Source organism: Clostridium sp. AM46-21, from assembly GCF_003480025.1.
Taxonomy (GTDB): Bacteria; Bacillota; Clostridia; order Lachnospirales; family Lachnospiraceae; genus Coprococcus; species Coprococcus ammoniilyticus.
Genome location: NZ_QUIB01000008.1, coordinates 67,760 through 88,169, shown reverse-complemented (window position 1 = coordinate 88,169; position 20,410 = coordinate 67,760). Strand labels below are relative to the sequence as shown.

Annotated in this window: 13 protein-coding genes, 1 tRNA gene, 1 pseudogene and 1 riboswitch; all 15 genes and pseudogenes read right to left on the bottom strand. The window is 42.7% G+C overall.

Annotated elements, in window-relative coordinates; translation table 11 throughout:
- Position 1 precedes the first annotated feature (1 nt).
- The 15 genes and pseudogenes from DW959_RS07205 to DW959_RS07135 all read right to left on the bottom strand — a co-directional run bounded on the left by DW959_RS07205 (position 2) and on the right by DW959_RS07135 (position 20,409).
- Entirely contained in the window at positions 2-3,391 is a 3,390-nt protein-coding gene (locus tag DW959_RS07205) for a glycoside hydrolase family 9 protein (RefSeq protein ID WP_182430063.1), read from the bottom strand.
- 579 nt (positions 3,392-3,970) lie between these two features.
- Positions 3,971-4,939 carry a 3D domain-containing protein gene (locus DW959_RS07200; RefSeq protein ID WP_226801067.1) on the bottom strand — a complete coding sequence of 323 codons (969 nt, stop codon included), beginning with the start codon at positions 4,937-4,939 and terminating at the stop codon, positions 3,971-3,973.
- 491 nt (positions 4,940-5,430) lie between these two features.
- On the bottom strand, positions 5,431-6,384 hold the full coding sequence (gene dusB, locus DW959_RS07195) for a tRNA dihydrouridine synthase DusB (protein WP_118615790.1): 954 nt from the start codon (positions 6,382-6,384) through the stop codon (positions 5,431-5,433).
- An 8-nt stretch (positions 6,385-6,392) separates the two neighbouring features.
- A complete protein-coding gene (locus tag DW959_RS07190) occupies positions 6,393-7,166 on the bottom strand; it encodes a type III pantothenate kinase (protein WP_021944847.1) in 774 nt (257 codons plus the stop codon).
- 9 nt (positions 7,167-7,175) lie between these two features.
- Positions 7,176-7,490: pseudogene (locus tag DW959_RS07185) on the bottom strand (DUF6145 family protein); the annotation flags it as partial.
- A 19-nt stretch (positions 7,491-7,509) separates the two neighbouring features.
- A complete protein-coding gene (dapB, locus tag DW959_RS07180; RefSeq protein WP_118615786.1) occupies positions 7,510-8,265 on the bottom strand; it encodes a 4-hydroxy-tetrahydrodipicolinate reductase in 756 nt (251 codons plus the stop codon).
- Positions 8,266-8,491: 226 nt separating this feature from the next.
- Positions 8,492-9,376 (bottom strand): 4-hydroxy-tetrahydrodipicolinate synthase, encoded by an 885-nt coding sequence (gene dapA, locus DW959_RS07175; RefSeq protein ID WP_021944845.1) that lies wholly within the window; start codon positions 9,374-9,376, stop codon positions 8,492-8,494.
- Positions 9,377-9,493: 117 nt separating this feature from the next.
- A riboswitch (Lysine riboswitch) is annotated at positions 9,494-9,668 on the bottom strand.
- Between the two features lie 107 nt (positions 9,669-9,775).
- Entirely contained in the window at positions 9,776-10,405 is a 630-nt protein-coding gene (locus tag DW959_RS07170; protein WP_242997360.1) for a single-stranded DNA-binding protein, read from the bottom strand.
- A gap of 107 nt (positions 10,406-10,512) precedes the next feature.
- Positions 10,513-11,319 (bottom strand): 23S rRNA (guanosine(2251)-2'-O)-methyltransferase RlmB, encoded by an 807-nt coding sequence (rlmB, locus tag DW959_RS07165; protein WP_181986551.1) that lies wholly within the window; start codon positions 11,317-11,319, stop codon positions 10,513-10,515.
- A gap of 77 nt (positions 11,320-11,396) precedes the next feature.
- Positions 11,397-14,948, bottom strand: a complete 3,552-nt coding sequence (locus DW959_RS07160) for a DNA polymerase III subunit alpha (protein WP_118615784.1) — start codon at positions 14,946-14,948, stop codon at positions 11,397-11,399.
- Between the two features lie 18 nt (positions 14,949-14,966).
- Positions 14,967-15,584: a DUF5662 family protein gene (locus DW959_RS07155; protein WP_242997373.1), complete on the bottom strand. Its 618-nt coding sequence runs from the start codon at positions 15,582-15,584 to the stop codon at positions 14,967-14,969.
- Positions 15,585-15,854: 270 nt separating this feature from the next.
- A tRNA-Thr gene (locus DW959_RS07150) sits at positions 15,855-15,927 on the bottom strand.
- A gap of 5 nt (positions 15,928-15,932) precedes the next feature.
- Positions 15,933-17,213: a DUF4143 domain-containing protein gene (locus DW959_RS07145; RefSeq protein ID WP_226801065.1), complete on the bottom strand. Its 1,281-nt coding sequence runs from the start codon at positions 17,211-17,213 to the stop codon at positions 15,933-15,935.
- Between the two features lie 120 nt (positions 17,214-17,333).
- Positions 17,334-20,054 (bottom strand): SEL1-like repeat protein, encoded by a 2,721-nt coding sequence (locus tag DW959_RS07140; protein ID WP_021944839.1) that lies wholly within the window; start codon positions 20,052-20,054, stop codon positions 17,334-17,336.
- 97 nt (positions 20,055-20,151) lie between these two features.
- Positions 20,152-20,409 carry an HPr family phosphocarrier protein gene (locus tag DW959_RS07135; protein ID WP_021944838.1) on the bottom strand — a complete coding sequence of 86 codons (258 nt, stop codon included), beginning with the start codon at positions 20,407-20,409 and terminating at the stop codon, positions 20,152-20,154.
- Position 20,410: the final 1 nt, after the last annotated feature.

The window sequence follows — 20,410 nt, the reverse complement described above, 5'->3', positions numbered from 1 at the left end:
GTTACATCCGGGGTGCTCCATGCAAATGTTCCATACCCGGTTGAACCGCCGGCAAGGTAGAATCAGAAAGCTTCTGTCCATATACCAGCTCAGAAGCCTCCGGGAATGTGATAGCCGGAAGTCCTGCTCTGCTGACTGTTACCGTCACATTCTGTGTGATCGTTCCTGCTGCCGCATCATACCCTGTGATCTGGTCAAATGCATAATTCTTCTTCGCATCGGAACAAAGGGTTAATACCACCTGTCCCTGATACGTTCCTCGTTCCGGTTTTTCTGCTGCATCTGCCCATGCAAATGTTCCATAGGTCTCATCTCCACCGGATAATTCTGACTCAGAAAGTGTCTGACCGGTTACGATCATTCCTGCTGTCGGGAATGTAATACCCGTTACCGGACATTTCTCAACTGTTGCAGATACCGGAATCTGAAAGGACTGTCCATTATCTGCCTCTATCAGCAGATTGTCGCTGTAAGTACCTGCATCCTTACCATTCTTTAATGATACGATCACAGTTGTTTTTCCTGCCGGTGCAAGCTTTCTTTCACTGTCGCCGGATAACGCAAATGCACTTCCTGCACCTTTCTCCAACTGAAGCGCTGCAGTTCCATCTGCATCTCCTTTATTCTCTAATACCAGTTCTGCCGCAGAACCGGTCTCATATCCATAAATAACCGGTGCACAGGTCAGTACAGTCTGGTCTGTTGAAAATACTGCCTTCGGTGCTGCTTTTACCGTAAGCTTGCAGCTTGCCGTAAGCTTGGTCCCATCCATCGTTGCCGCCGTAATCGTTGTTGTTCCTGCTGCAAGAGCAGTTACCTTTCCGACATCCGAAACCGTTGCAATCTTTTCATTCTCAGACTTCCAGGTAACCTTCTGTTCCGCTGTCTTTGGTATGACCGTTGCTCGAAGTGTAACTGTTTCCCCTTCTGTCAGCGCACAGGTTTCCTGATTCAGCTTGATCTCTGTTGCCTTTACTTCTTCCTCTGTATCATCACCGGAATTTGTTCCGTAATAAGTCTTCACACCTACAGCAGCAAGCTCTGCCGCAGAGGCTGTCTTTGTACTGTAATTCGTTGCATTCTTCTTTGCATAAGATAATTTTACTGTCTTATCATTCTTGTGAACCAGATAAAGTCCTGCTGCCGCACCAACCAGTCCGGCATTATAATCAAGCGCTACTTCATTGCAATAATAATCGCCCTGATCATCTTTATAGGTTCCATTTGCACCAGGTCCACCTACCAGAGCTCCAAGCAGCGTATAATGATTGCTGTTTATGATCTTTGAATCTGTCGATCTGGATGCTGCCCTGTGATGCGGATATTTACTAGAATTCTCGTTATAGCCTACGATATAGCATCGTTTATTCGGATTATCTCCTAACATATAATTCATCTGACTGGTTGCCCAATCTGCATATATTGTTGTTCCTGTCAGCTTATCATATACCAGACCGGTAAACTGCTCTGCTGCACTGTATCTGCAGGAGCCCCAGTCACTAACACAGTTAAATACTCCATCGATGGCACTCTTGCCTTTGCATACATCTGTAATACTTGCAATCTTTGCAGTATCCTTCTGCAGCATGCATGCCAGTGCTCCGGTATTTGCCCAGTCGATCACCCAGTACTGATTCACACCATTCCCGGAATTATCTTTGTATGTATTATAAACTGAATTATAAAAGGTATTGCCTGTAGCAACAGCAAGCGCACTTGCTGCAAGTGCATAGTCATCACCATATGACGTAGACGCATAAAATGATGATGCGCCCTCGGTTGCACATGCTTTATTATTTTTCTCTACAAATGTAAAGAGATCCTTTGCTGTCTTTAAATCCTCATTATTTCCAAAGTTAATATAGTTCAATGCCAGCGCTGCGATCACAACACTCACTTCATCTGTAGCCGGATTGCTCGCATCTGCAAAGAATGCCGGACGACTGATCGTCTGTCCCTCCGGTGCTGTCCATACACCATGATCTGTATTACCGTCACCTACCTGATAGCAGAATGCGATAACCTGATCTCCCTCATACACTGTACACCGCTTAAAGTAATCGCAGAAATAATCCGTGATCTTCTTCAGATGTTCCTTCTGACCAAGCTCGTCAAATGCATCCTTGAACTGATAATAGCTCATTCCAAGCATGGATGCTGCATATCCCTGTGGAAGTCCGAATTTCACATGATCGCCTGCATCATGGAAACCACCGGAAGCATCTACATTGTAGGTTTTTCCATTCTTTGTATATGTTACATTTTTATCATAGGTATGGCAGTTTCCACGCCAGGAAAGTGCACAGGTGTCTTCCAGATAACCACACATATTTGCGTCATAGAAATACAGACTTTCCTGCAATGCCTTTGCATAGTTGAATTCTACATCCAGATCTTTATTCGTTGTGGTATCACCGGATGAGGTACCACCGGAACCGCCGGAGCCGCCCGTATTATCATTGGTATCTCCCTGGGAATAATCTACAGAAGATGAAGTTCCTTTGTTATAATAAACTCCCTTTACCTGAATGCTGGATGCGTTTACATATTTTGCTGCGAATCCACCACCTGGTATATCATTCTGCATTGTTCCTGCCGCAAGGACTGCATTTCCCCCACTCTGCATCGGATACATATAGATCGTATCACCATCTGCCACAAAGGTTGCATTCCAACACTTAAATGCCGAAGCCGTACCGGATGGTACCTGTAATACTACGATCCAATCACAGATCGATGCTCCCGTATTATTGCTGATCGCCATTTCAAAGCCTGACCAGTCATTGCTTGGTGTTCCCTGATTCTTCACGGTTGCTGTCACACCTGATGAATACTCTCTCTCTGTTCCAAAATCAGAAGAATCGGAACCGCTGCCGGAATCTCCACCTGAACTGCTGCCTGAGTTTACCAGAACCGCTTCTTTGATCTTGTATGTGATACTTGTTACATTTTCAAACTGAAAACCAAAATTATATAACTGACCTGATTTACTATAGAACTGTGTCAAGTCCAGTTCTACGGTCTGAGTGCCGGAGCCTGCATTCACATTGATCCATTCACCCTTCCATGTTCCTTTCGCATTTACAAACGCCTGTCCGCCAATATTTCCGGTTCCATCGGCTGATGATACCTCGAAGCTGACACGAAGCTTGGTAAGCCCCGCACTCTTAAGCTCCGACAGATCGCTGTATCCGCCATTTCCAAGATCAAGGCTGACCTGATTATCCACATTTCCACTTGCTGTCACCTGATCCGTACTGTAAGACAGCGCAATCGTCTCCCCCGCTGCTTCTGTCTTGTCTGAAGGAATCACCACAAGGCTTACTGCCATTGCAAATGACAGCATCCATGCTATGACCCTTGTAACCCATTTGTCCCTTTGTCTGCTCATACCTTCTCCTTTCTTTTTCTCAAAAGCCGTTCCAGCAATACCCCACTCATCCATTACCTGTCTGCAACAGCTTTTTCTATAAATTCACAGTTAAATTAATTATACCAATAACTGCCAGATCCCACAATGAAAATTGCCTGCCTAATCTCACAAATATTCCCCTCTATTTTCGTACATACGGGACAAAATATAAGGTCCGGATACTTATCTGCGCGATGAATTCTGGCCGTCATATAGAAATATGTGCAAGCACAATTTCTGCATAACATGTATAACAGATAAAGCCCATGTATGGTAACAGTCTTCTATGATCGGGAATGACATTCATGTAGTTTCGTAATGAGATACACTCTAGCTGTCAGCACCAAGCCCTTGTCTGAACCCGCAGGGTGAGTTAGGGCGACTGCTGACAAATAGATGAGTGTATCGAATAGAAACGAAATGAGTCATAACCGATCATAGAAAACTGTTACCATACATGGGCTTTATCGTTGCCACACAGTGAGCAGGGCATGGTCTACTCGCTGCGCAAAAAAGGACAGAACCTTTTGGGTTCTGTCCCGCTCTGTCTATACTGAATTATTTAACATATACATCAACAGTTCTTCTTCCGTAGTTTAAAGCTGCCTGATGGCTTGAGAAGAAAATATCAATTCTGTTACCATGAATTGCACCACCTCTGTCCTCAACGACATATGTGTGCCCATCAATGATAAGCTCTGTACCAAATGCAAAACTGCTTGGTGCTGCAATGGTTCTTCCTTCTGTTGCATAAGTACCGCTGGCTGTAATTCCATCGGACTTACCACAGCAACGAGAACATCCACAATAAGCTGTTGTTGTGTATGTACCAAGATAAGTTCCTGGCTGGTAGCTGTCATCTTCTACAAGAATTGCACCTGCTGTTGCTTCCTCTGTAGCTTCTGTTGCTTCGATTCCTGTCTGCTGCTTCTTATCTGTAGCCTCTGTTGTATTCTTCTTTGATTTCTTACCGTTTGACTTTGCTAATTCTGTCTCTTCTGTAGTTGTTACTTCTGTGTCCTCTGTTGTTACCAGCTCGGTTGTAATATCTTCTGCAGTGATATCTGCGGAGGATGCTTCCTCTGTTGGTTCTTCAGCAGTCTCTTCTGTAACATCCTCTACGAGGTTTGCACTTGTTGTATCTTCCTTCTCAGCAAAAGCAAGCTCTGCTTCTGTAGCTATTGTGGCATCCTCTGTCGGTACTTCTTCTTTCTTTGCCAATGCAACTGCTTCTGTTACTTTTCCGGTCTTCTCAATCTTAGCTGATAACTCAGCGTCCTTGATCGACTTCTGTAAATCTGTGTATTCAATCTTAGAATATTCAACCTTAGTATCTTCAATTGCTGTAGATTCAAGCTGGGATACAGCTATCATTTTTGCATCGGAATGGAGTTTGGATTCATCGGATGCAAATGCGATCACAGATGCAACTCCAAGGGAAGTGGATACTACAGCAATACCTGCTCTTTTCAGATATTTCTTAAGATTCTCAGAAAACATCTGGCTGGAGCTTGAAAATTTCTTCATAATATTCTCTCCTTAATTTCTTTTCGGTTTCGAAATTGTTACAAAAAGATTAACTCTTGTTTGTATCGTTATTATAATGCCTGACAATCAAAAGGTCAAGCAAACCAGCCATTTTTATTAATTATGTCGTGGCTACAAATTTTATCATCATTATTTTGTGGTATTTATAACCAATTTATATATTAATCAATTGTGCATATTGCACATTTTAACATCTTAACAATTATGCAACAACTTAGCACATTGGACACTTCCACGAAGGTAATTTCTTAAATTTTAGCATCAAAAGTGCATTTTTTCTTAAAAAAAATAGAAATAATTTTGAATCACGCACGCATCCGGCTGCATATATTTCAAAATCATCTCTATTTGTTTCTATTATCCTTATTAATTATGTTAAAACATTTTCAAAACTGTATCATAACTGCATCTAAACGTATTATATTATAACTCCAAACAACGTCTGACACACCTGCGGATTCATACATGACTTAAAGCAGCATTCCATCTGTCCATGCATCAAGCAGTTCCACCATCTCGTCATAGTTCTCTACCTGATTGATCAGATTCCGAAGTCTGGAAGAATCATACATACCTGCCGAATACCATGCCACATGCTTCCGCATCTCATGGATTCCTGTAAATTCCCCTTTAAAATCAATCATCAGTCTGGCATGGCGAAGCATCGTCTCCTTCACCTGCTGCTTATCCGGTCTTGCCGGAATCTCTCCTGTCTCAAAGTATGTCTTTAATTCATGGAAGATCCATGGATTGCCACGCGCACCTCTTCCGATCATAAAGGCATCACAGTTGGTCTGCTCTTTCATCCGAATTACATCCTCCGGAGTCAGAATATCACCATTCCCGATCACAGGAATCTTCACAGCCGCTTTCACGTCTGCGATCACGCCCCAGTCTGCATGTCCGTGATAATACTGTTCTCTGGTCCTGCCATGAACAGCCACAGCAGCCGCACCGCTTTCCTCTGCTATATGTGCAATCTCCGGCGCGTTAATATGCCCACTGTCAAAGCCGCTGCGGATCTTGATCGTGATTGGCAGCTTACACGCTTTTGTCATTGCCGACACGATCTTTCCTATTAGCAACGGATCCTTCATCAGTGCAGATCCCTCGCCGTTATTTACAATCTTTGGAACCGGACATCCCATATTCACATCGACAAATGCAAATCCACGGTCTTCGATCTTCTTCGCCATCTCTGCAAGCAGCTCCGGATCCGAACCAAACAGCTGCACACCGATCGGATCCTCTGCCGGCAATACCGCAAGAAGCGGTACTGTATTCTTATTATTATAATACAGTCCCTTTGCACTGATCATTTCCGTATATAAAATATCGCAGCCCTGTTCTTTCGCCAACAAACGAAATGGCTGGTCACACACCCCAGCCATTGGCGCCAAAACAAGTTTATTCGTAAAATCCATAAATACTCCTATGCCTGTTTTTGTTTATCCATAATAATTCGAAGACCATACAGTGTCAGATCCGGATCATAGGTATCGATGCAGTCGGTATTCTCATAAATCATCTTACCAAGTCCACCGGTCGCAACAACCTTCATATTATCAAAGCCGGATTCCTTCCGCATACGCTTTACAATGTATTCTGTCTGTCCGATATAGCCAAGACATACACCTGCCTGCATACTGGAGATCGTATCCTTACACAGTACCGTATCCGGCACCTTGATCTCAATTTCCGGCAGCTTCGCTGTTCCGCTCCATAATGCATTTGCACCCAGGCGAATACCCGGTGAAGTTACACCTGCTATAAATGAACCATCTCCATTTACCAGATCATATGTGGTTGCAGTTCCAAAATCGATCACCAGCACAGGTCCGCCATACATATGGTACGCTGCTACCGCATCTACGATACGGTCTGCACCAAGCTGTCTTGGATTTGGAATCGTAATATTAATACCTGTTTTTACCCCAGGCTCCACGATCAGAGGATCTAACTTAAAATATTTTCTTATTCCATTTGTCAGGGAATGCATCACATTTGGTACTACAGATGCAATAATAACTTCATCAATTACATCTAACGGAAGATTTCTCATTCGAAGCAATTCTCCCAAAAATACACCAAACTCATCTGAAGTTCTCGATATTCCCGTCGTCATACGGAATGTCTTCTCTAACTTTTCTCCGTCAAATAATCCCATCGTGATATTCGTATTTCCTACATCAATTGCAAATAGCATCTCTCACCTCTAATAGTCTTCCAGATAAAATACCTTATAAAACAATTCCAGACTGGAAAACAACTGCTGCTTGTCCTTCTGTAACTGCTTGATCTTCAACTCACATCCGATCTCATCATATAACAAATCCTCATCAAATGCTTCTGTTACAAGATTCAGGCTTCCCTCCTGGTCAAATTCAAGCCTCAGTATACCACCTACATCCTCTGTAAACAATACACACATGATTTTTAATTCTTTTTTTATTTCTTCCGGAAGTCCTTTAAACTCCTCATTCAGATAAAATTTCTGTTCGTACTTCGAACTAGCACATAATACAACCTTTTCTGGTTCATTGTTTCTCCTATCCTATCACATCTGCCATATCATACATGCCTGCCGGTTTTCCTGCCAGGAATTTTGCGGCTTCTACTGCGCCCTTTGCAAATACTGACTTGGAATATGCTGTATGCTTGAACTCGATCACTTCATCGATTCCCGCAAAGATGACCTCATGTTCTCCAACAATCGTTCCGCCACGAACGGCTGAGATACCAAGCTCTTTCTTATCTCTCTTTTTTCTGACCTGACTTCTGTCGTAGACATATTCATATTCTCCGCCTCTTGCTTCATTAATAGAATCCGCAAGTGCTATCGCTGTTCCGGATGGTGCATCTACCTTCTGGTTATGATGCTTCTCAATGATCTCGATATCATAGCCTGCCGGTGCAAATACATTTGCGGCATCCTTTAACAGCTTCATCAAAGTGTTGATTCCAAGTGACATATTGGCTGACTTTAAGATTGCAACCTTCGCACTGCATTCTTTTACCTTTGCAAGCTGTTCATCACTTAAACCGGTTGTACAGAGAACTACCGGGATCTGTTTTTCCACACTGTAATCAAGAAGTGCATCCACTGCTACTGCTGCTGCAAAGTCAACGATTACATCTGCCGCCACATCACACTTTTTAATATCTGTAAATACCGGATATCCGTTATCTCTGTTATCTGCGATATCAATGCCTGCAACGATCTGTGCATTCGGATCATCCGCTACAAGTCCTGTGATCACCTGTCCCATCTTACCATTACATCCATGCATTATAATTCGAACCATTTTCTTTTCCTCCATTTATCCTGTGTTTTTCTCATTCTGCCGTAGCAGCCGCCAAATCTCTCATGCAGACATGAGCTTTGGCTGAGTACCCGCAAACTAAACAAAAATCCCGCAGAACCTGCGGGATTTTATATACTACAGACAGATTCCTGTATCCCTTCTGTCCATCTTTGTTTATATCATACAGCCTAATCCTCTACCGGATCATCTGTATTTTCTTTTTATTCTAAAGTAAACCGTACGCTGTCATTGCGGCCTTTAACTTCTCTACATGTGCAGGCTCCATCTCTGTTAATGGCATTCTCATTGTTCCGCCGCATAAGCCCATAAGCTCAACTGCTTTCTTAACAGGAATTGGATTTACTTCACAGAACAATGCCTCACACAAATCGATCGTCTTTAACTGGATATCAAGACTTCCCTTTACATCGCCGTCCATGAATTTCTTAACCATATCATGTACATCTCTTGGAGCAATATTTGCTGTTACAGAGATAACACCCTTTCCACCTAATGACAGGAGTGGTACTACCTGATCATCGTTACCGGAATAAATATCGATACAGCCATCTGCCAGTTTTGCAAGCTTAACTACCTGTGCGATATTACCGGACGCTTCCTTGATACCTACGATATTTGGTACAGTCTTTGCAAGTGTAACTGCTGTCTCCGGCTGAATGTTACATCCTGTACGGGATGGTACATTGTATAAGATAATTGGAATCTTTACAGAATTCGCAATAGCTGTAAAGTGTGCGATCAGACCATTCTGGGTTGCCTTGTTGTAATATGGTGTTACTAACAGTAATCCATCTACGCCATAGCTCTCTGCCTCTGTAGAAAGGTAAATAGCTGTTCCTGTACAATTAGAACCTGCACCTGCGATAACAGGGATTCTGTGATCTACATATTCTACACATGCCTTTATACATGCGAGATGTTCTTCATGTGATAATGTAGATGCTTCACCTGTTGTTCCACATACGATAATGGCATCTGTACCATTTGCAATATGGAATTCAACAAGCTCCTTCATCTTATCGAAATCAACCTCGCCATTCTCCTTAAATGGTGTTACTAACGCTACACCTGAACCTTCAAAAATTGACATAAATTTTTCCTCCTTAAAATCTAAAACCTGTAAATCCTCGTGGAATCAATTTTACTTCTTCTATACAGTATAAAAGGCCGGCACGCGAGCGCCGACCTTTAGAAATAATATACTTTCTGAAAAAGTAGCCCTCCATCTGTGACGATGACAGTCATACAGTTATTCGCTGCACAACCAGGTTACAGCCCTATGGATAACTGCTTCCTTCGGCGGTATCCCCTTTCAACACATATCATCTACCTCCATATATATCCATATATTTACTGATAAATACCGCGCCTCTACTGAATTTTCTTTTTTCCATTAGATAAAATTACTATATCATTCCTGTCTGTTTCTGTCAATATGTAACAACTTCTTTTCCCTGCCTGTTCATTGCTTTACCGTCCCTTTGCCGTACTACTCCAGACATTCCATTTTGCTGACAGATACCTCATAAGCCGTCTTGCTGATGATCTGGTCATTCCCGATCCGTTTCTGATATTCCCGGCTCTGGATCCTGCCCCAGACCGCAACATGCTCCCCTACCTTCAGCTTCCCTGCAAATCTTGCATTTCTGCCCCAGCAGATACATGGAATATAGTCACTCTTGCCATATGCCCGGTTAACTGCAAGCAGAATATCTGCAATCTCTCTTCCAAGTGGTGTCATACGGTACACCGGCTCCTTGCAGATATAACCATCCAGATAAATCTGATTTGGTTTGTTTTCCGCTTCGTCCTCCTCATCATCCAGTACCGATATCTCCCTGACAAATACCGATAAGATCAGACGGTTTCTCGTCTCCTCATGTTTGTTATAAGAACGGAACTGTCCTCTTGCAACCACCTTTTCCCCAATATGGGAATTTTCTACATCAAATAACCGGTCAGATACCATAAGTGGTATTACGTCATAGGTATCACTCAGTCTGGCAACAACAAGATCCACCATATAAAATCCCTCTCCGAAGATCTCATGACTGAACGTAAAGTCTGACGCGATCTCCCCCGCTACGATCACCTGGTTATTGTTTAATGTTTTTTCCATGCTTTTTCTCCCTTCTGGTATATCCCTTCGAATGTATACCATAAAATATATTCTTATATACCAGAAGATATGCTGCCTTTTTTTGTCTTGTTTTGTCTATTATCCGATCATTTTCGCTGCCTGTATGCTTCATATGCAAGAAGTGTCGCTGAAATTGCAGCATTTAAGGATTCCACCTGACCTGCCATCGGAATACGGATCAGGCGGTCAGCCTTTGCAGAAAGTTCATAGGTCAGACCGTTTCCTTCATTTCCGATCAGGAATGCATTGTTCTTTTCAAGTTTTCCCGCGTACAGATCCTGTCCGTCCAGATGCGCCCCATAGACAACAATTCCATGTTCCTTTAACCTGTCAACCGTACCCATGAGATCATCCACATAGACAAATGGCACCCGGAAGATCGTTCCCATTGTAGATCGTACCACCTTAGGATTGTATATATCACAGGAATCCCCTCCAATGATAATACCTGTAACGTCAGCAGCCTCTGCTGTCCGCACGATCGTACCCAGATTACCGGGATCCTGTATGGATTCCAGCACCAAAAAAGTGTTTCCCCCTTCATGTTTAGCCATCACAGAAATCAAATCATCCATCGTGTAATGATATCTATCCACGACAGCAAGAAGTCCCTGCGGGGTTTTCGTCTGTGACATCGACTGAAACACACTGTCTGATACAACAACCAGTCGTCCGTCCTGTTCTGTGATCCCTTTTACAGAAAGCTCCGCTTCATATTTTCTATATGCCGTTTCCGATACAAACACCTGCTTTACCCGGTCAACCGGAAGTTCCCGGAACATACGGCTTCCTTCTACTATAAATACCTGTTCTTCTTTGCGGAATGCCGCATTTTTACTTAACTTGTTGATATTCTTTATCTTAGGATTTGAATTTGCAGTAATGATCTCCATACCTGCATCCTCCTGTCATTTTCTTTTCCAGCAATCCTTCAGAATCTGCCATGTAAGCAATCCAGACAAGAACGCTGCTATTTCTTCTTATTCGGACGAACGGTTACACGGCTGACACCATATTCCAGCTTCAGCCGGTCTACGATACCGGAAGCTCCGTCTACCATAAAGCCCCTTCCCATATTCTTGTATTGCTTTTCCTGTTTGATGAATATATATACCGGACAGTTTCCTTTATATTCTTCCAGGATTGACAGGAACTCTTTCTCCAGCTCATCATATTCTTTTCTATCATCAAAGCATACCCAGACCTGCAGATCACCCTCTGTAAATTCCGGTTTTCCTGTATTTTCTCTGCGAGGCTTCTTCCTGCCACTGTTATTATAACGGCTGAAATCATTTCCTGCCGCCACTTCATCAAAGGTCAGGATCTCTTCTGCGATCAGCTTCGCGTCCTCCTCTGAAACCGTCGCCCGACCCTTTACAAAGATCTTATTATCTGTCGTCAGTTTCTCCCGGTAATCTTCATATTTCTTTGGAAATACAATGATCTCCGTCTGTCCGACCATGTCCTCCAACGTAACAAATGCCATGTTCTGATTGTTCTTTGTCAGCTTCACCGTAACACCTGCTACCATGCCGCCAAGAATACAGATACTCTGATCCGGAACTCTTGCCCGTCCTTCTTCCTCATCGATCATGAAATCCACCGATGAAAATGCCGTTTTCTCACTCATCAGTTTCTCATAATCAAGAAGTGGGTGGCCGGATATATAGATACCAAGCACAGATTTCTCAAGTGCCAGCTTCTCCTGCTCGTCATATTCCTCTACATCCGGAAATTTCGTCTTTGCCGCTTCTGCAAACTCACCGCCAAAAAATTCTGCAAATGACATCTGTCCTGCAGATGAATTTTTCCGCTCTTTATAGACTTCATCGATCATCATCGGATATGCCATCATCATCTGGCGTCTCTTCACACCAAAGCTGTCAAATGCACCTCCAAGGATCAATGCTTCAACCGTCTTCTTATTGGTCTCCTTCGGTGTCATACGAACCAGAAAGTCCTTCATGTCTTTATACGGTCCATTTGCCTCCCGTTCTTCTACAATCCGGTCTACTACTGCACTCCCGACACTCTTGATCCCTGACATGCCATATCGTATCGCACCCTTGGCTGCTGAGAAGCCGCTGTAGCCTTCATTGATATCCGGCGGCAGGATCTGGATTCCCATCTGGCGGCAGGACTGAATATAACCCGCCACCTTGGAACTGTTATCCTTTACTGATGACATCAGCGCCGCCATAAATTCAACCGGATAATAGCATTTTAAAAATGCTGTCTGATAGGCAACAACCGCATATGCTGCTGCATGAGATTTGTTAAATGCATATTTTGCAAAATCCGTCATATCATCGAAGATTTTATTTGCAGTTGCTTCCGGGATGCCTCTGGCGATACAGCCCGGCACTCCTAATTCTTCATTTCCATATACGAAATACTGGCGTTCCTTCGCCATGACATCTGCTTTCTTCTTTGACATGGCACGGCGCACCAGATCGCTTCGTCCTAGTGTATATCCGGCAAGCTTCATAACGATCTGCATAACCTGCTCCTGATATACAATACAGCCATAGGTTGGTTCCAGGATCTCCTGAAGCTCCGGCACGTCATAGGTAATCTTCTCCGGATGTTCCTTACCATTGATATAGTTTGGAATAAAATCCATAGGTCCCGGGCGGTACAGAGAGATTCCGGCTATGACATCTTCCAGACTCTGAGGCTTTAACTCCTTCATGAAGTTCTTCATACCGGAACTTTCAAGCTGGAAGATACCCTCTGTCTTACCTGACGTAATCAACTCGAATACCTTTTTATCATCATAATCGATATGATCGATATCAATATCAACTCCGGTCTCCTGCTTTATAAACTTTACTGCATCCTGAATAACGGTCAGAGTACGAAGTCCAAGAAAGTCCATTTTCAGAAGTCCTAATCGCTCGATTGTTGTCATTGTAAACTGGGTGATGATCGAATCATCACCGCCTCTTGCAAGCGGTACATATTCATCGATAGAATCTCTGCCGATCACGACACCGGCTGCATGCATACCGGTATTTCTTGGAAGTCCCTCTAACTTTCTTGCCATATCGATCAACTGTTTGACATCTGCATTTTCCTCATACATCTCTTTCAGATCCTTGCTGACCTTCAGAGCTGTGTCAATATTCATGCCGATCTCCATCGGGATCGTCTTTGCTACCGCATCACAAAGTGCATATGGGAGATCCAGCGCGCGACCAACATCACGGATAACATTTCGTGCCGCCATCGTCTGGAAGGTTACGATCTGTACGACCTTTTCTTTTCCATATTTACGGACAACATAATCGATAACTTCCTGCCTTCTCTCGTAACAAAAATCCACGTCGATATCAGGCATGGATACACGCTCCGGGTTCAGAAATCGTTCAAACAGTAAGTTATAACGGATTGGGTCAATATTTGTGATCTCAAGGCAATAGGCTACGATACTGCCTGCCGCAGATCCACGACCGGGTCCGACAGCAATCCCATGATCCTTTGCATATCTTATAAAGTCCGATACAATCAGAAAATAATCTACATATCCCATTTTCTTGATCGTATTGATCTCATAGGTCAGACGCTCCATCAACTCCGGTGTTACCGGGTTATAACGCTTCCTAATGCCCTCCATACAGAGCTTCTCCAGATACTCCTCGGCCGTCAGTCCATCCGGCACATCAAATTCCGGCACCTTCTGCTCGCCAAATACGATCTCTACATTACAACGGTCTGCAATCTTCTGTGTATTTGCAAGAGCCTCCTTCGCATAAGGGAAAAGCTCATACATTTCTTCCTTGGATTTCAGATAATACTGTCCACCTGTATAGCGCATACGATCTTCTTCATGTACCTTCCGGTTTGTCTGGATACACAGAAGGATATCGTGTGCCTCCCAATCCTCCGCAAGTATATAGTGAGAATCATTCGTTACGACCATCGGAATACCCAGCTCTTTGGACAACCGCATAACACCCGCATTTACCGTTGCCTGTTCTGCCAGCCCATGATCCTGCATCTCAAGGAAATAGTTGTTTTCTCCAAATATCTTCAAATGACGGAGTGCTGCCTCTTTCGCTCCTTCATAGTTATTCTTTCTTAAATTGACGGCAACCTCCCCCGCCAGACAGGCTGAAAGCGCGATAATGCCCTCATGGTATTGTTCCAGCACTTCCAGATCTACTCTTGGCTTATAATAAAAGCCCTCCGTAAATCCTCTGGATACGATCTTAGACAGGTTCTTATATCCCTGATTGTTCTCTGCGAGCAGCACCAGATGATAATATCGTTCCTCACCTCTGGTATTCTCACGGTCAAATCGTGACCCCGGACTGACATAGATCTCGCAGCCTATGATCGGCTTGATTCCCTCTGCCCTTGCTGCCTCATAAAAATCAATAACTCCATACATAACGCCATGATCGGTAATCGCAAGTGAATCATACCCCAGTTCCTTCGCACGCTTTACCAGACTCTTGATCTTCGCCGATCCATCCAGCAAGCTATATTCTGTATGCACATGTAAATGTGTAAAATCCATATTTATCCCTCCGGCTTTTCAGCCTCTCTTCCGTTTGTTTACTTTCTCCAGTCTGACGTTACTGTCAATAACGATCTTATTTCTATTTTTCTTCGGTTTTTTATTATGCAATACTTCCCGCCGTATATAGTCAAAAGTATAATCTTCCCCTTTTTCTGCCAGCATAACCAGCAGACTCTCAAGCAATGCATCCGTTTCCGGATGGAGCAGATGATTCTTTCTAGCCTTACCTTTTCTGAAATATTCCAATGGGAAAGAATCGTTATACTTCTCTTTATTATAATTCTTACTTGCTGCAATCCGGTCACAGAACATCTCAACTACATATTTTTCCGGCATTTTACAGCCCGCTAACGCACCGGAATGATCGGTGCTGTAATCTACCCAGTATTCCAGATGATGCTTATTTCTTCCTTTATGGTGCAGCCAGGCACTTGTATAGCCTTTATCCTCTCGTTCCGCATCATTCGGGCTTCGGTCTCCCTGATAATACTTCACACCCACTGAAAACTCCGCCCATGAGTATTTGGACAGATCATGCAGCAGTCCCTGTTTATATAAGCCTACCCGGAAGCAGTTTTTCATAACCAGCCACTTATGATGGTTGATCGTTTTCAAATGTTTATACCAGTTCATGTTCATGAAACGTTTCATCTCCGATTTTATTCTAAATATTATCCATCTTTTTATTGTATTTCATTTTGCCCTTTTTGCCAACACCCAAGAAAGCAGTTACCTGAGAAAAATTGCGATTATTTTTATCATCCATTAAAAACGGATAATACCTCTGCTTTATTATAATTTAATTTCATAATTCTACCCCTAAACTGCCCCTAAAACCATTTTAAGACATAAAAATACCCCGAATCCCTTGCTTTCTCTTAGGTTTCGGGGTATAAGGTTCAAAGCCGAAAAAGGGACTCGAACCCTCGACCCACGCATTACGAATGCGTTGCTCTACCAACTGAGCTATTTCGGCGTTTGTTAAAAGTTCCAGATGCCGTATAGCGGAACATTTAAAAGTCCGTTATTCATATACATGTCATCTGTTGAAATTCTGATAGACGTTGCATTGTTATATCTCTGCTTGAACACCTTGGAACTCTGTGCCTTCGTATGTGGCTCTGTCTGTACATCAACCGGTACAACCTCACCATCACCTTCATACACAAAATCAACCTTCGCTGTTGCAGATGATATCCAGAAGAACAACCTGCCAATATTCTTATTCGCATATAATTCTTCCATCGCATACTGCTCGGCTATCATGCCATCCATCGTATCAACGATATTGGTCTGATCTATATCATAATAATGAATGCCTGCCATAATCCTTAAAAGTCCATGATCCAAATGATAGATCTCAAAGGACTTTTCATCCACCTGCTCTGCAAGTGGCAATATACCATGTTTTACACGGTACACCTGACGGACAACTCCGATCCGTACAAGATGGTCAACTGACGACTCATACTCTCTGGCTCTCGCCTTTGGATCTACGTATCCGTACATAAACTTTTTATTCTCTTTGGTAAGCTGAACAGGAATACTGTTCCAGATCAGCATCACCTTTGTTAAAAGTTTCTTCGGTGTTACTTTTACTATATATTCGGTCATCTTGTCAAGTGTTTTTTGCAAAATACCGTCAACTTCTTCAAAATTTTCATTTTTGTAATATGCATTTACCGCTTCCGGCATTCCCCCGGTCACTAAAAATGCATCCAGCATCGTATCTACGCTTGCCCGTACCTCCTCCGGCAATCCTTCCAGTCTCTGGTTCTCAATGTACTTCCAGAGCTTTCTGCCTTTTCCTGCCTTTAAAAACTCATCAAAGGTCATCGGCGTTAACTCATACACAAAGAGATCATCCTGGCATTCTGCTTCACCCGGCAACATTCCATTCACTGTTGCAAGCATACAGATTCGCACGCCGCTGCTTACCCTGGCATATTCTACCAGATTCGGAACCGCCATTGTACTAAGCTGTACATTATCAAAAATCAATAACTTTCCCTGAAAGTCATATTTATCCAATGAAGTTGTTAATTTCGCATGTAGTTTCTCCGGCTTTCTCTCCTTTGAAATATACTGACAAAAATCCGGATACTGCTCCAGATCGATAAGAATGTGTTCATCAAAAAAACCTGTAGCAAAATCAAGGGCTGCCCATGTCTTTCCTACAAACTTTCCTCCTCTAATGAGTGCTGCTTTATTTTCTCCAATCTCATACCATGTTGCCAGATTGTTCATGATATTTCTAAACATTTGTACTCACCTCTACGACAAACACATTTGTCATTTCTACATGCTGCTTCAACAGACACTTGCCCGAAGAATTATTCTCCGGGCAAGATACTGCTTTAAAACATATTGTTCTAAATTCTATTAAGCATCTTTTCCTATCGAAAGGAATCCATTCTCATTTGCCTTAAGAAGGAATGCAAGACCAATGTTCTTTCTGTTTTCACCTGTTGCTTTGTAGATCTCACCAGTCTCAACCAGAGATTTTGCAATCGTGTTCAATACATCTTTGAACTGCATCATCTCCCGTCTGTCCTTCGAACTAAGCTTAAAGATATACTGATTCTTTGAGCTGATCAAAAGAATACTGTATGTATGGATGTTATCCTTCGAACTTCTGATCGCAGAACCGATCATTCTGGAGTTCGCAATAATAACCTCTGCATTCTCATCTGGCAGATATTCTGATACAATCAGTTTATAAATCTTCAGATAATCCTGCTCTGCTGTCGCATTGACAGGCATCTCAGCCACCGCAAATTCAACAACAGAATCGGCGAGCTTGATCGTACCGCCTTCATCATTGATCGTTGCTGAACATTCTTTTGGAACACATAAGCGGAAAAACTTGTTCTCCACAATCTTCTGTCCCTTACCCGGTTCACGGATAATCAGATCTACATAATGCATTTCCAGTTTGTTCATCGCTACGATAGCAGTCTCATCACCGGTCTCTGCCAGCTCGATCAGTGCATCATACAAACTCCAGATCTGCTGTGTTGTAAACGGAACCAGTTCAAACAGCTTTTCGATAGCCGGAACGTAACCCATACTTGCATTTTCGATATAGAGCTTGATAGCCTCTTCGTTATCGAGTCCCTTTTCAACCTTGTAATTAATAACTCTGAACAGATTTTCCTTATCCCAGTCATCAAAGTTCGCATTAAAGGCTTTCTCAAAATACTTGATACTCTTGATCTCGCCCTTATAGTTTTCCTGTTTCTCCTGAAGCTGATAGATACGTCCAAGTTCATATCCTGCTCTGGCACTTCCAAGTCCAAGTGCTTCCAGATATGCTTTCTCAATCTCGTACGGCGTTGCTATATAGAAAATCTGCTGTTGTTTCATCATTGCGATCTTAATTGCTGCAGATTCACTTCCTGCCTGAACCGCTCTTTCCCATTTCTCAACGGCCGTCTGGAGATCTTCACCCTTCAATTCCTCAAGATCCTTGATATAACCTTCTGCTTCCGGTATACCGTTCTCTCTTGCCTTCTTGAAATATTCCAGAGCCTTTCTTCCATCTCTCTTGGTACGGAGTAATCCATAATAATAAATACGTCCCAGATAGAATGCAACTCGCTTATGTCCCAGCCGTTCTGCATTCTCGTACCAGTTCAAAGCTTTCATGTAATCTTTCATCTGCTGATCGTATACATTACCAATCAGGAACGCAAGTTCCGGATCCTTCGTCGCTTCAAACAACTGCTTTGCATAACTAATCGTCTTTTCCAGATCACGGTATGGGCTGTCCTCATCATAGTATAGCTCTACAAGCAGATAACTTGCTTTGATGCTTCCAAACTTCAGTGCCTGCTTTGCAGCCTTCATGGCACCTTCATAATCTTCCAGATAGTAACAGTAGATTGCTTCATTGTAATACTGCATATCTCTCCGGTTTGCACTTTCTTCACTGACCAGTGTCGGATCAATAAATGCAAATGAGTTTGCTACCTCGAAGATAATCTCCTCGTACTGTTCAATGATCTCCATCGTTGCACATACGAAACGCATACATGCCAGTCGTCTTCCCTGATAGAACGCAAATGAAACAATACCCTTTTCCATATCCTTATGGTAGTATGTCGTGCAGATACCATCTGCATACTCTGTAATATATGCTTTCAACTGTAAATCTTCGTCAAATGCATCATTACAATATCTCAGATAGTTTTCCAACGTCTTCTTAGAATCCTTTGGTATACTGTCATAATAAACATAGATTGCAAAGTCTTTATATGTAAGGCTTGGTGCGTAATATTCTTCACCGGTTGACTCATTAATCGTCTTTACCCAGTCTTTTGGAAGTTTGTGGATATATCCTTCCACCTGATTGTGTACATAGGAATACTGATACTGTAACCTGGATGCCTCGATCACCTTATATCGTGGCTCTTTTCCCTTTTCTTTTCTTCTCTGGGAAATCTCCGTATACAGCTTATCTTTTTCCTCAAATTCCAGACTGTCTTCATGTGTGCTTGCATATAACACGCGCTCATAAGATGCCCTTGCCTTTGCATCACCGGCATCAGCAAGCTTCTTATACCACTGCATTGCCTTTTCCAGATCAACAGGAACGACGAAATCACTCTTATTTCCATATTCATCAATCCGGTTCAGACCGCTTTCATAAATAGAACCAAGGCTCATGTATGCTGCCTTGATACCATAATCCGTTGCTGCCATCTCGAAGTACTTGATTGCCTTTGAAAAATTCTGGATTTCCAGCATCATCTTAGCAAGCTTGTATATCACATCACCATCACGGTTCTGATTCACATACTTCTCGTAGTATTTTGTAGACTTGTTCATATCTACATTTATTTTTGCGTTGCGGTAAACACCCTTTTCATAAAACTCAGCAAGTGCGAGAAGGGCATCATCTCCATATGATTTGTACTGGGTATCCATAATACCGATATCTGCAACCTGTTCCAGTATCTTAACAGATTCTTCAGAATCACCATTATCCATAAGATTCATAGCCTTGTTATACTGTAACTCTACATTATTAACCGGCGCTTTCTTTTTCGAGAATCTGGACACGAAAGGTATTTTCTTAAAAATCCCATCAAAAAATCCCATATCTGCTTCCTCCGATGACACATATCCATTAATAATCTGATTTTATCACATTCAACCAAAGCGTGCAATAAAAACACCAATTAATTAACAGAAGATTTTATGCATTCGCTGTCAGATATTCTGAGATCTCCTTTACTGCTGCTGCTTCATCTTTTCCATCTGCAATGACCGTAATCTCCTGTCCTTCTGTAAATCCCATACTCATCATGCCCATAATGCTCTTGGCATTGATTTTTTTGTCATCTGATACAAGATGGATCTGGCTCTCATACTGACTTGCGATCTGTACAAGCACTGCCACTGGTCTTTCTTCGGTTCCTTCGGTCATGGCTACCTTAACTGTTCTTTCTAACATT

Bases quoted from the DNA above. Each gene is read 5' to 3' on its own strand.
- DW959_RS07205 (WP_182430063.1), bottom strand. From the start codon at position 3,391: ATGAGCAGACAAAGGGACAAATGGGTTACAAGGGTCATAGCATGGATG.
- DW959_RS07200 (WP_226801067.1), bottom strand. From the start codon at position 4,939: ATGAAGAAATTTTCAAGCTCCAGCCAGATGTTTTCTGAGAATCTTAAG.
- dusB (WP_118615790.1), bottom strand. From the start codon at position 6,384: ATGGATTTTACGAATAAACTTGTTTTGGCGCCAATGGCTGGGGTGTGT.
- DW959_RS07190 (WP_021944847.1), bottom strand. From the start codon at position 7,166: ATGCTATTTGCAATTGATGTAGGAAATACGAATATCACGATGGGATTA.
- dapB (WP_118615786.1), bottom strand. From the start codon at position 8,265: ATGGTTCGAATTATAATGCATGGATGTAATGGTAAGATGGGACAGGTG.
- dapA (WP_021944845.1), bottom strand. From the start codon at position 9,376: ATGTCAATTTTTGAAGGTTCAGGTGTAGCGTTAGTAACACCATTTAAG.
- DW959_RS07170 (WP_242997360.1), bottom strand. From the start codon at position 10,405: ATGGAAAAAACATTAAACAATAACCAGGTGATCGTAGCGGGGGAGATC.
- rlmB (WP_181986551.1), bottom strand. From the start codon at position 11,319: ATGGAGATCATTACTGCAAATTCAAATCCTAAGATAAAGAATATCAAC.
- DW959_RS07160 (WP_118615784.1), bottom strand. From the start codon at position 14,948: ATGGATTTTACACATTTACATGTGCATACAGAATATAGCTTGCTGGAT.
- DW959_RS07155 (WP_242997373.1), bottom strand. From the start codon at position 15,584: ATGAACTGGTATAAACATTTGAAAACGATCAACCATCATAAGTGGCTG.
- DW959_RS07145 (WP_226801065.1), bottom strand. From the start codon at position 17,213: ATGTTTAGAAATATCATGAACAATCTGGCAACATGGTATGAGATTGGA.
- DW959_RS07140 (WP_021944839.1), bottom strand. From the start codon at position 20,054: ATGGGATTTTTTGATGGGATTTTTAAGAAAATACCTTTCGTGTCCAGA.
- DW959_RS07135 (WP_021944838.1), bottom strand. From the start codon at position 20,409: ATGTTAGAAAGAACAGTTAAGGTAGCCATGACCGAAGGAACCGAAGAA.